Raw genomic sequence first — 12,798 nt, 5'->3', positions numbered from 1 at the left:
GATCTGCATAAGTGTTTTTTTGAGCGGGTTTTCTTTTTTGCTGGTGTGGTTTTTCTTTTTAATATCATGTTGTTATGTTTTTTGTCTGCTGTTTTTTTTTACATCCATTAGTCGACAATTTATTGCAATAACCGCCATCGCTTGTTACTCGATACATTCTATTATGATAAAGACGACAAAGTGCTTTATTGTTAACAATTTTGTCGTGTTATTACAGGTACATTTAATTTAGTGGTGTGAGCTAGGAAAATTAACAGCATTCTTGTTCTATTTGGTAGAGTAACTGCATGGCAGTCTCATCTTGGCACTGTTCAAAGTACTCATATAATGTATTCGTTTGATTACCGATAAAGTGTAAATTATCGTGTTTTAATTTTATTTGTACTGCTCTTTTGATGGTAAAGTAGTGCTGCCACTGCTTATCTCCCTTACCCTCCCTGATATTTTTTTCTAACATAGCAATCAGCTGATTGGCATTGCTATCACATTGAATGCCACAGAATGAGTGATAACGATCTGCTTCTGTTTCATGATTGTTCATTTTAACTCCTTGTCGTAGCGTAACTGATTATTATGCAAAACATTCAGCATAAGAGCGGCATGCTTCACAGGTCGGCGCCTTGCAGATGTAATCGCCTCCTTGCTCACATAAACAGCGATAGAAAAAGCGTTTCCAACGCATATTATTTTTATTTTTGGCATGTAGTGCTGGGAAGTTATATTTCAGTAGAGAGCCAAGCTGTGCGCGATCCTGTAAACCTAAGCTGCTCCATAAGTGGAATGAAGTTAAGCACGCCGTGGCAACGATAATGGCTATTTGCATAGCATCACTAATCTCTTGGTTTGCGTCATTTGCTAATAAATTTACCAACTCATTACGTTCTTCTCCCCTTAGTCCCAATAACTCTTCCTGTATTTCTGCGCGTTGATGGATGATGCTCCGTTCTGACTTTTGCCACTGTATCTCTAAGGCATTAATCTCAGTGCAGTTAAGTTTTTTTACTATTTCATTATAACTGGCACTATCAAGTCCAAGGCCATGCGGCAATGCAGCTTTCCCTGTGAGCTGTGCAGAGATGATTTGTTTGAAAAATATTTGGTTAAGTGCAGACAGGTCGACACTACAGCTAAAGGGGAAAATAATAGGTCTCTCCCCGATATGTCTATATTCATCGTAATTGGCATTTTTTTGCATATATCACCTCTATTAATTTTTGTTCTATTAGGTAAAACAGTGCTGCAAGTCGCGTCATAAAATAACCACAGCTTTTATTTGTGCCCAGACGGCATCGCCAACTTTTAAATTCAAACGTTGCTTTGATGCATAGGTGATCGCAGCCAAAATAGAGTGTTGTTCTGATAGCTGCAAGGTAATGGTGCACTCTCCTGGCGGCTTTTTCTCAACGATGTGGATCACTTTTGCCTTGAGCAAATTAATAATCGAGCTATCGCAAGGTTGGCTCAAACAGATGCTAACATCACGCGCATAGATGCGAATACGAAGTTGACTGAGTACCGGTTTATCTATTTGTGCAACGAATAAATTCACCGAGCCAACGGCTAATTGGGTTAGGTAATCATCATGTTGCGCAATGATTTGTGCATTGAGTAAACTACTGCCACCATCGTTAAATATTGCGCCATTGCTGAGGTCGAGCATGACGTCTTGTAAATGGCCCTGTTTAACCACATGCCCTTGTTCGATAATAACAATGTCATCGGCCAACTGTGCGACTTCATCGGGCGAGTGGCTGACATAGATAATGGGAATGGATAGCGATTGTTGTAATTGCTGTAGATAGGGCAGAACTTCCTGTTTTAAGCCATTATCCAAAGCGGATAATGGTTCATCCATTAACAATAGTTCAGGTGAGCTGAGTAATGCTCTAGCGATAGCGACACGCTGCCGTTCTCCGCCCGATAATGCACTGGTTGGGCGATCTAATAAATTACTAATAGCAAGGAGTTCACAGATCTGAGTAAAATCGACTTTACGTTTATTTGGCGCAATATGCTTAAGTGCAAAATTGATATTGTCGCGTACATTGAGATGCGCAAAGAGGCTCGCTTCTTGAAAAACGTAACCGATATTACGCTTATGGGCAGGTACGAATAGATTGCGGCTAGAATCCTGCCAAACAGTATTACCCAATGAAAAATAACTATTAGGTAATTTTTCAAGCCCCGCCATGGCGCGAAGGCAGGTGGTCTTTCCTGAGCCCGATGCACCAAAAAGGGCACATACCCCCTGTCCTGATAACTGTAGTTTGACATCCAGTTTAAAGTTGTCACGATCAACCATAAAATGGGCATTAATTTTATTCATGTTAGCGCCTTGATTGTGATTGATAATTAAGCCAATAAATCAGCAGTAATGCGATAAATGAAACCAGCATCATGCCACCTGCGAGCCAGTGTGCTTGGGTATATTCCATTGCCTCAACGTGGTTATAAATTTCGATGGATAAAACGCGCGTTTTACCGGGAATATTACCGCCAATCATTAACACCACACCAAACTCACCGATGGTATGACAAAAGCCCATTATCGCGGCAGTGAAAAAGCCTGGTTTAGCGAGTGGCACAGCGACGCTAAAAAAGGTTGTCATGGGACTTGAACGCAGCGTTGCAGCCACTTCTAAAGGGCGTTTACCAAAGGCTTCAAAGGCATTTTGTAGTGGTTGTACGACAAAGGGCAGGGAGTGAACTGCACAGGCAATCGCAATGCCTGCAAAACTAAAGGGTAACGGGCCTAGATTTAAGAATGCGGCGAGTTGACCAATAGGACCATTAGCACCCAGTAACAGGAGCAGATAAAACCCTAAAACCGTTGGCGGCAACACTAATGGCAGCGCAAAGAGTGCGCCAATAACGGGTTTTAATTTTGAGCTTGTTTGTGATAACCACCAAGCCAATGGTGTAGCTAACAATAATAGAATAAAGGTAACGATAGTTGCTAGTTTAAAGGTTAGCCAAATCACTGATAAATCAGCCATTAAGCACCAACCTTATAGCCGTAGGAGCGAATAATCTCTAGGCATACAGGGCTTTTTAGGAAATCTAAAAACGCAATGGCAGCACTATTTTGCTTACCTTTGTTAAGCACAATCGCATCTTGTTTAATAAGCGAATAAAGAGAAGTTGGTATTATCCAACTTGAACCCCCTATTATTTTTCCGTTATCTAGTATCTGCGATAGGGCGATGATGCCTTGTTTTACTGCACCGGAACTGATTTGTTGAAAACTTTGCCCTACATTTTGCCCTAGTACTAATTTAGGGGTTAATTGTTCATAAAGCCCCATATTTTTTAATACGGTTATCGCTGCTGCACCATAGGGGGCCGTTTTCGGATTAGCAATAGCCAAATGGTTCAGTTCATTGGTGCTTAATATTTTACCCTGAATATCAATCTGTTTTGGATCTTTTGACCAAAGTACCAGTTGTCCTTGCGCATAGGTAAATTGCGTTTCTTTGAGTGCTAAATGTTGCTCTGCTAATTTGGCGGGTCTTAATTGATCTGCTGCGATAAAAATATCAAAGGGGGCGCCGTTAACAATTTGAGCATAGAGTTTCCCCGTTGAGCCTACCGACAATAATGCTTTATGGCCACTTTGTTGTTCAAATTTAGCGGCTATTTCTTGTAATGGTTTATAGAAATTTCCAGCGACCGCAATCATCACTTGTTGTGCGAGGGTATAGTGGCTAAAGAGAGAAAATATCAAGGCACAAATTGTTTTTTTATTAAATATTTTCATATGTTTAAACCTAAATGAAGGGCGCTTTTTGAATAAGCGCCATATGCAGGTGTACGCTTATAAACCAAGCTCAGGTTTGATTATCGCTAACCATTCGCTAATACGGTTATCGGTTAACTCTGCCTGATTATCTAAATCAAGTACTAAACCCACAAATTCATCGCCATCAAGCGCCGTTGAGTTATTAAATTGATAACCATCACTAGGCCAACGACCGATGATGGTCGCGCCTGAACCTGAAAAGATATCGTATAGCTCACCCAGAGCATCAACAAATTCATCGGGGTAACCTTCTTGATCTCCAAGACCAAATAATGCAATGGTTTTCCCAGTAAAATCCGCTTCTTCAAGTTCTGCTGCAATCTCTTCCCAGCTTTCACTTTCACAATCAACAGATAATCCCGGTAGGGCGCCTTCACCGAGAGTCGGCGTGCCAATGATGAGGTTATCGTATGCAAGTAGCTCATCGACGGTGCAGCGATTAATATTGATAGGTTTACCTACACTTGCATCATCAAGTTTGCTGTAGATAAGTTTTGCAACTTTGCGTGTTTTCCCCGTATCGGTTCCAAATATAATTCCTGTTTTAGCCATTTCACTTCTCCTAATAAATTAAAACTGATTCATATTTGCATTAGGTGCACAATACATGCCTTACTCAGTGAGATTTTTTGTTTAATTAAGTTATTGATTTTTATTGTTTAATTTTTTTTAAAAGTGGTTTTATATTGTTGGATTTAAGACAAGAGGTACAATTGTATGGGTTATAACAAAAATGAGAGGCGATTTTGAGTGTTGTGGAATAGGGGCGTGACGCGTTTCAATAATGAAAATTATTCTGTAATGAGAATAAGCATTACAGAATTTAAGTATCGTTTATAATATACAGTTTTTAGTGAAATCACTCGTTTCATTAAGTGTCCAATCCCCCTTAGGTTTCTCTTTCATATAGGTGCACCATGCTTCACTACCTACTTTAGGTGAGCAAGCGCTAATAAAGATAATGAGAAAAGATAAACTAATAAATTTATGCATTTGATTTCCTAATTATTTTTTCTGGCTATTCGATACACATCGACAATGGCGGCAATCCAGATTATTAACATTAAATAAAGGTGTATATTTGCATTCTGTTGTTCTGTAGAACTCAATGCTAATATCGATTCATTGATGGTTTCCTGATTTAATGGTATCTCTCCTTTGATAATTCTTTCAATAATGATATTAGCTTGATTAACAATATCTGTAATGACAAAAAAAAGCGATATTGAAAAAAGTGTGACCAAAGCAAGGCATGTTTTATAGCTTCTGATAAAAAAATGTCCCGCGCCTGGATATATTAATGCTGATAGTAATAGCGCTTTTAATGGTTTACTCATTGATTCTTCCTACTACAAATAACAAGTTTATTTTATCGCCTTTCTTACTCATTAAGGTAATTGTTTAATTTTATTGATTAAATTCATATTAACATGACGCGAGTGAAAATTAGCCACTTAAAATGCAATTACTTGATGTGTTATGTGTGTTAAAGTTAGTTTTTTGTGAGGCTTGGTGTTAGGGAAATGCATCATATCCTTACTCGACTGCACTCATATTAATCACCGTATAAATACAAAGGATGTTATAAAATGATCGATCAGCACGTGGATATCTTTCCTTGGAGTGATAACTTCAATATTGGAATCGACAAGATCGACCATCAGCACAAAAAACTGGTCGAGTTGCTCAATAAGGTTGCCAATATTATTACGTTGCAGCGCTTGCAGGTTTCCCCAGAAACATTCATCAATGAATTATTGGATTATGCTGTCTATCACTTTAAGACTGAGGATAAATATTGGAGTGAGCACTTACTTGACTCTATCCACATCCAGCAACACCGAGATAGTCATAACCAATTTATTTCGCGTATCAATGCATTGAAAGCGGAACTTGGCACATTATCTGAAGATGAATGGCTTGAGGAGTTGTTCTCTTTTTTAACCAGTTGGCTTGTATTGCATATTTTAGAGAATGATAAGCATATGGCATTTCTCGTGACCGCCGTAAAATCTGGTCAGTCTTTGCAAGAAGCCAATAGGTGGGCGGAAGAGCAAATACATCTAACGGCAAAAGATACGCTTAATGTGATTTTATCTTCCTATAAGAATCTCTCGGTGAATACGATGAGGATGATGCGCGAAATTAAAGCAAAAAATGTGGCGCTTAATAAACTCTCAAAGAGCGAACGTCGTCTCCATAATGCAATGGACTACGCTCAGATTGGTCGTTGGTTTCTACGTTATAAAGATAATACCATTGAATATGATTGGTCTTCTGAAATTTTACATTTATTTGGCTTTACAGCTGAGATAGTCCCTAGCCAAGAAGCGCTTTTTAGTATTATGAAGGAAGAGTTTCAACAACCCTTTTTAAGTTCTATTGAGAGGTGTTTTGAAACAGCTAAGGAGCACCGTGTCGAATATCAAATTATTCGTCCTAGCGATGGTGCCGTGCGTTGGATATCATCGAACGGTAAATTGAAATATCAAACGGATGGGACAGTAGATCGAATTTCTGGTTTTATACAAGATATTACTGAGCGTAAAGCAAGTGAAGAAAAAATCACCCGTCTTGCTTACTATGATTCACTTACTAGTTTACCTAATCGCCGTTTACTGATGGATAGACTACATCAGTTAATTGCGCAGAGTGAGCGCAATAAAAATTATAATGCGCTTTTCTTTATCGATCTTGATGATTTCAAAACAGTGAACGATAGTTACGGCCATGATTATGGTGATATTCTCTTGCAACAGGCGGCAACACGTATCAAGCAGCTGACTCGTAAAGGGGATACCCTTGCCCGTATTGGTGGCGATGAATTCGTTTTTGTTTTATCTGGATTAGATGAAATAGAAGCGCGAGCGATAGAAAAGGCTGGCCTTGTCGTGCAAAAAATTGTCGGTGCGCTCTCCATTCCATACAAAATTCATAAACAGCAATTTAATAGTAGTGCCAGTATCGGTGTGACGCTCTTTAATGATAGTTCCACTTCTGTTTCACAACTAATGCAATTTGCTGATATTGCTATGTATCAAGCCAAACGATTAGGAAAAAATTCAGCGTATTTTTACGAACCGCAATTGCAACAGTTAATAACGAATCGTTTTAACCTTGAGAGAAAACTTCGCAATGCAATTAAAGAGCAGCAATTTGAGCTTTATTATCAACCGCAGATGGATGACCTTGATCAAGTAATCGGAGCTGAAGCTCTTATTCGTTGGCATGATCCTATTGAGGGATTAATTAGCCCTGATAATTTTATTCCCATGGCCGAAAAAAAGGGGCTAATCATTCCGATTGGAGAATGGGTGCTAGAAACCGCTTGTCAACAGCTACAACGATGGCAACAAAATGACCACACCCGTCATCTCACACTCGCTGTTAACGTTAGTTATAAACAATTCCGTCAGGCCAACTTTGTTGGGCAGGTAAAACAGCTCGTTGATACCTATGGTATCGGTCAAGGGCAACTTAAAATTGAGCTGACAGAAAGCATACTTATTGATGATATGGAGCTAATTATTGACAATATGCAGGAACTAAAAGCGTTGGGGATTAAATTTGCTTTAGATGATTTCGGGACAGGATACTCATCGCTTCAGTATCTGAAACGTTTACCTTTGAATCGTTTAAAAATAGATCGTTCATTTATTACTGAGTTACAATCTAATATAAATGATCAATCGATTGTTAAAACGATAATTCTGATGGCTAGCGCCTTAGGACTTGATGTGATTGCAGAGGGGGTTGAAACTATCGAACAAAGAAATTATCTATACGCTAATGGGTGTTTATCCTATCAGGGATATTTGTATAGTAAACCCCTTACAATTAATGATTTTGAAGCCTATTTGTTAAGTAATAAAAAACAACAATTCGTACACTATTATTCAACATTACAGTGATAGAGCTGCTATAATCTCGCTATTTTTGTTCTTTGACCTTTTACGGAAATAGCTATGACTCACAGTGCCGCTAACTCTCTCCATGAATTTAATCTTTTACTCGTTGAAAGTTGTGCAAGTCATAGTCTAAAGAAAATGGTATTAAGTAAATACAGAGGTGCCGATAAAAGCCTGCAGCGTATTACCATTAAACCGATTTTATTACAAAATAAACCCGTATTTTCATTTCTTTATCAGCATCAAACCAATCATATTACAAAGAATCACAGTAGCGATGAAGCTATTGGGTTAATTAACTCTTTATTAGAGAGTGATTTTAAAAGTGCCTATTTATCGACATCTTCCATGGACATTCAGCTCGATATAAGTAAAAAAGGCAAAGCGCATATTACTAAGCACAAAAGCAAAATAAATGATAAAAACGGGCAGTTGCATGACCGTGAAAAGCATCGTTTTGTGGATATTAACCGCCCATTTCTACAGCAACTCGGTGTAACCGATAAGCAGTGTAAGTTGATACCTGCAATGTCGCGTAAATGGAAACAAATTAATAAATTTATCGAAGTTTTTAGTCAAGCTTTAGAAACGTCACCGCTTGCCAAAAACGAAGGGATTAATGTTGTCGATTTTGGTTCGGGTAAAGGCTATTTAACCTTTGCTATTCACGATTACTTACGCCATACGTTACACAATGATGCACAAGTGACTGGGGTGGAACTTCGCCAAGGCCTCGCCGATTTATGTAATAAAACAGCGTTAACCTTAGATCATCAAGGCTTATCTTTCGTCTGTGGGGATGTAAAAACACACGCCCCTAAACATACCGATGTAATGATAGCTTTACATGCCTGTGATATTGCCACAGATTATGCGATTCATTACGGGATTCGTGCTAATGCCGCTATTATCATGTGCTCGCCTTGCTGTCATAAGCAAATTCGTCCACAGATGCAAAGTCCTGAACTATTTAAGCCGATGTTACAATATGGTGTGCACATGGGGCAACAAGCGGAGATGGTGACAGATTCACTGCGTGCCTTATTTTTAGAAGCACACGGTTATACAACTAAGGTATTTGAATTCATTAGCCTTGAACATACCAATAAAAATAAAATGATCTTGGCTGTTAAAAAATCGCAAAAAAACAGCAAGGTAAATAGTGAAATAGTTGCGCAAATAGCAGACATTAAAGCCTACTACAATATCAAAGAACATTGTTTGGAAACCTTGCTGAACGAGAGTGGAAAAGGCTAGGGATTGCTATGAGATAGCTGCAACAAAATAGGATGTTTACAAGATCCTATTTTGTTGCTTGTTATAGCCGCGCTATTTTTATAGAGAGTGTTGAGTTTTATCTAATAGGAGAACGATTTCATCGGACGCGCTACTTAGCTCTGAATACAACGAATCAGCTTCATGTAATTTACCGACTTCATGTAACTCAATTATTTCTTTTATTATTTGATGCAACCTTGTGTGTGGCGCTTCTATTTTTTTAAATTCTATTGAATTTTTGTATTTTTCCATGCCATCACTGTAATACCACTTACCCAACTGGCACTCTTTATGGGAGCATGCTTGCGCTTTGGTTATGATGCTACTATCTCCTTGTAAAAATTTTCTAACCTTATCTTTCCATGCAAGATGGGCATTTTTGGCTCCTTCAAAGTCAAAAGTAACGGCCGATTCACCCGTATTATATTGTTGTAACTGGAGTTTCAGAGCGGTGGCCATATCTGTTAATGTCATTATTTTATGTTCTAGTTGTTCTATATCATTGGTTGTTTTATAGGACTGATTACTAATAGACTGAACATTGGCATTCATCTCTTCGGCAACACAAGATTGCTCTTCAGCTGCCGTTGCAATTTGTGTGTTCATGTCATTTACATTAATGACAGCACTGGCGATTTGATTAAACGAATCTTCGGTTTGTTGGATTTTATCGACGGATTCATTAACACTGATTAAACCTTGTTCATGGTTGTCACCGCAGTTCGGCTACCGGTATATAGCGTTTCAATCATATCTTTAATTTCAACGGTTGCCTGTTGCGTTCTCGATGCGAGTACCCTTACTTCGTCGGCAACAACTGCGAAACCTCGTCCTAACTCGCCTGCTCGTGCGGCTTCTATCGCTGCATTTAATGCTAATAAATTGGTTTGGTTAGCAATTGCACTGATCGTTTCTGTGATATGTTTAATGCGCTCACACTCTTGGGCTAAGGTGTTAACCGTCACGGATACATGTGAAATATTTTGTGCTAAATCTTTAGTGGTATTACGAGAAGATTCGACCAGTACTTTCCCTTGCTGCGCGGTTGTGTCTGCTGTAGCCGCTAATTCAGAGGTTAATGTTGTATTTTGAGCTATTTCAGCAACGGTTGCACTCATCTCATGCATTGCCGTTGCAACCAAGTCAATTTCAGCATGTTGACGGCTCATATTGGTTTTGGTTTGATAGCCAGTATCAGAGAGAACATCAATCGCAAGCGTCAGTTCTTGAGTTGATTCATTGAACCTGCCAATGACCGCTTTTAGTCTGCATTGTAAAAGCTTAATCGACATCAAGGTGTTACCTATTTCATCTTGCCGGTGACTTGTAATGTTCTCCGTTAAGTCGCCACCTGAAATACGTTTTATTTTTTCAATTATCTCCTCAAGAGGGGTAAGCACTTTATGGTTAATAGTCCAGTAGAGGGTCGAAAATGAAGCGAAGATAAACAATAACATGGTTATAAAAGGGAGGTTAAAGTCTAATAGTGCATCGCTATTCCATGTATTAAAAAGCGTCACCATAAGTGTTAATGCTAGTAGGCTGTTTATCTGTTTTTTTAGTGAGAGTCTTTTGATGAAGCTTGGTTTGGGGATGGTTGCATTAGGAGATGTGTTTAAGGTTGCATATAACGCTTCTGCTTTTGTTATTTCATCTCGACTAGGGCAGCTTCTGACCGATTGATAAGCCACTTTTTTGCCGTCTTGAAAAACGGGCGTGACATAGGCATTTACCCAGTAATAATCGCCATTTTTACAGCGATTTTTGACAATGCCTTGCCACGCTTCATTATTTTTAATGGTGGCCCATAAATCGGCAAATGCAGCCTTAGGCATATCAGGGTGGCGAATCATATTATGATTAAAGCCAATCAGCTCTTTTTCAGAGTAACCACTGATATCGATAAAATCTTTATTACAGTATTGTATTATGCCTTGTAAATTGGTGATGGAAATAAGGCTAGCGCCTTCAGAAAATTTTTTTTCATTATTACTCATTCAGTAAGCCTTTTTGACGGTCTTTGATAAGTCTTATAATAAAGAGGATGTTTTAAAAGTAGAATTTCATTTTTTTAAAAATGGGAGCATCATTAATAAATACAGGAATATTTTAGATTTGTTGTTAATATGGGGGGAAATATCCTTTACGTTATCAATAAAATTTATATATATTCTAATATTATACCAATTGCATTATAGTCAGCTGTTTTCTATTTTGATTAAAAAGAGGTGATATGCTCAAAAACAGACGTAGGAAAAAGTGGTCATTACTTACCCGTACTTGGTTAGGACTAGTTTTGCTTTTTATTCCTATGTTGATACTTGCTAGTATTTATTATCTGCATATGAAGCATGAAATTTTATTTGAACATAAAGAAAACCTTATTAGCCAGAATGATCAGCTCTACCACTCAGTACTCGCTCCCTATATTAATACATTGGAGGAGAATTTTGAGCGAATATATAAAAGAGTTGATTATCGAGATTTAGCTGGCGCTAATATTTTACATAAACAGCAATACCAGCGGGATTGGCAAGTATATTTAAATCTGATGGGGCTAAATAACATCTATTTTGCCAATGAACAGAGTCACTATCTCATTTACCCTGCCCCACCAGAATCAACATTAATTAATTACAATCCCACGGTTAGGTCTTGGTATACACTTGCTAGTGAAAATCCAGACCATGTTGTTTGGACTGAACCCTATATGAATTATGGAAGTAACGAGCTAATCGTTACGCTTGCTCGCGCAGTTTTAGCGCCAGGTAATAAACAAGTAGGCGTTCTTGCCATTGATACCAAGTTACAACCCTTGGATAAAGTACTTAACAGCTCTCATATGCGTGTTGAGCATGGCTATCAAATGTTACTCTCTGCACAGGGAGTGATACTTGCACACCCAGATAAAAGTCTTATTTTTAAGGATATGCAGGAAATAGATTGGCTGTCCAAAATACAAGGTGATAGTGGTATTTTTGAGGATCATAGAACGCAGCAACTTATCGCCTATCATCAACATGATCCAAAATACGGTATACTACTAACTATTTTGCCGACTATTAATATCCATAAAATATTTGCTCGTGTATCAAGTAATATTATGTTGGTGGTTGGCGTAACGTCGATCTGTTATTTGATTGTGGCTTTGATTGGCTATCGCTATTTTCGGCGAATGGTAAATGAAATAGTTCACCACATTCGCGCGAGTCGAGATGGTTTGGCTTCGTCACCCTCGGAGTTAATCCCAGAATTAATGCCTGTTTATGGTGAGTTATCAGCGACAACTAGTGAATTTAATCATATTCGTCAGCAAACACTATTGGATCCGCTAACGGGTGTTTATAACCGACGTTTTTTTGATGAACTGCTGCATGCTCAACTAGGTAAGCAGCAACCACTTTACTTGGTTATGTTTGATTTAGATAACTTTAAAACAGTGAACGATACCTATGGACACCAAGTCGGAGATGTCGTGCTATTCAAAGTGTGTAAATTGGCTCAATCTCTATTTTATGAGTATGGTTGGTTTTGTCGTTACGGTGGCGAAGAGTTTGTGATGATTTTTAATATCAATGACAGAAATAAAATTCATCTTTTGTTAGAAGAGTTTCGCCAAGGTGTTGCCTTATTTGAATGGCGTGAGAAAGGGTTGATCAGTACAGTGAGTGTCGGTGTCGCCTATAAAAAAGAAGAGGAAAGTGGCGATACTTTACTGGAAAAGGCGGATGCAGCACTCTATCGGGCTAAATGTGAGGGTAAAAACCGTGTTATCTTCGATGGCTAATCGCGTCTCTACTATCGCAGCAATCC

At 38.5% G+C, this 12,798-nt stretch carries 13 protein-coding genes; 3 read left to right on the top strand and 10 right to left on the bottom strand.

Annotation, left to right across the window (positions count from 1 at the left end; genetic code table 11):
- Positions 1–250: 250 nt before the first annotated feature.
- From cowN to AB2N10_RS08695, 8 genes are all read right to left on the bottom strand, one after another.
- Positions 251–541 (bottom strand): N(2)-fixation sustaining protein CowN, encoded by a 291-nt coding sequence (gene cowN / locus AB2N10_RS08730; protein WP_354624061.1) that lies wholly within the window; start codon positions 539–541, stop codon positions 251–253.
- A 30-nt stretch (positions 542–571) separates the two neighbouring features.
- A complete protein-coding gene (locus AB2N10_RS08725; RefSeq protein WP_354624062.1) occupies positions 572–1,195 on the bottom strand; it encodes a nitrogen fixation protein NifQ in 624 nt (207 codons plus the stop codon).
- Positions 1,196–1,249: 54 nt separating this feature from the next.
- Entirely contained in the window at positions 1,250–2,326 is a 1,077-nt protein-coding gene (modC, locus tag AB2N10_RS08720) for a molybdenum ABC transporter ATP-binding protein (RefSeq protein ID WP_369433709.1), read from the bottom strand.
- Between the two features lies 1 nt (position 2,327).
- Positions 2,328–2,996 carry a molybdate ABC transporter permease subunit gene (gene modB / locus AB2N10_RS08715; RefSeq protein ID WP_354624064.1) on the bottom strand — a complete coding sequence of 223 codons (669 nt, stop codon included), beginning with the start codon at positions 2,994–2,996 and terminating at the stop codon, positions 2,328–2,330.
- Positions 2,996–3,757: a molybdate ABC transporter substrate-binding protein gene (modA, locus tag AB2N10_RS08710; protein ID WP_354624065.1), complete on the bottom strand. Its 762-nt coding sequence runs from the start codon at positions 3,755–3,757 to the stop codon at positions 2,996–2,998. Before modA ends, modB begins: the two co-directional genes overlap by 1 nt.
- Positions 3,758–3,814: 57 nt before the next feature.
- A complete protein-coding gene (locus AB2N10_RS08705; protein ID WP_354624067.1) occupies positions 3,815–4,351 on the bottom strand; it encodes a flavodoxin in 537 nt (178 codons plus the stop codon).
- 282 nt (positions 4,352–4,633) lie between these two features.
- Positions 4,634–4,792: a DUF3012 domain-containing protein gene (locus AB2N10_RS08700; RefSeq protein ID WP_354624068.1), complete on the bottom strand. Its 159-nt coding sequence runs from the start codon at positions 4,790–4,792 to the stop codon at positions 4,634–4,636.
- 8 nt (positions 4,793–4,800) lie between these two features.
- Positions 4,801–5,136 (bottom strand): hypothetical protein, encoded by a 336-nt coding sequence (locus tag AB2N10_RS08695; protein WP_354624069.1) that lies wholly within the window; start codon positions 5,134–5,136, stop codon positions 4,801–4,803.
- Positions 5,137–5,388: 252 nt separating this feature from the next.
- On the opposite strand from AB2N10_RS08695, the gene AB2N10_RS08690 reads away from it, so the two are divergent.
- Positions 5,389–7,710 carry a bacteriohemerythrin gene (locus AB2N10_RS08690; protein WP_354624070.1) on the top strand — a complete coding sequence of 774 codons (2,322 nt, stop codon included), beginning with the start codon at positions 5,389–5,391 and terminating at the stop codon, positions 7,708–7,710.
- Positions 7,711–7,764: 54 nt separating this feature from the next.
- Positions 7,765–8,964 (top strand): SAM-dependent methyltransferase, encoded by a 1,200-nt coding sequence (locus AB2N10_RS08685; protein ID WP_369433708.1) that lies wholly within the window; start codon positions 7,765–7,767, stop codon positions 8,962–8,964.
- 78 nt (positions 8,965–9,042) lie between these two features.
- On the opposite strand, the gene AB2N10_RS08680 is transcribed toward AB2N10_RS08685, so the two are convergent.
- The gene (locus AB2N10_RS08680; RefSeq protein ID WP_369433707.1) at positions 9,043–9,591 is read right to left on the bottom strand and encodes a CZB domain-containing protein; all 549 of its coding nucleotides are present in this window, start codon (positions 9,589–9,591) and stop codon (positions 9,043–9,045) included.
- An 86-nt stretch (positions 9,592–9,677) separates the two neighbouring features.
- Positions 9,678–10,982 (bottom strand): methyl-accepting chemotaxis protein, encoded by a 1,305-nt coding sequence (locus tag AB2N10_RS08675; RefSeq protein WP_369433706.1) that lies wholly within the window; start codon positions 10,980–10,982, stop codon positions 9,678–9,680.
- Positions 10,983–11,218: 236 nt separating this feature from the next.
- On the opposite strand from AB2N10_RS08675, the gene AB2N10_RS08670 reads away from it, so the two are divergent.
- Complete coding sequence (locus AB2N10_RS08670; protein ID WP_354624075.1) at positions 11,219–12,772, top strand: diguanylate cyclase; 1,554 nt, start codon at positions 11,219–11,221, stop codon at positions 12,770–12,772.
- Positions 12,773–12,798: the final 26 nt, after the last annotated feature.

It is taken from the genome of Psychromonas sp. MME1 (assembly GCF_041080865.1).
In the GTDB taxonomy this organism is placed as follows: Bacteria; Pseudomonadota; Gammaproteobacteria; order Enterobacterales; family Psychromonadaceae; genus Psychromonas.
The sequence above is the reverse complement of the archived record's forward strand: the minus strand, read 5'-3'. Positions and strand labels throughout refer to the sequence as shown.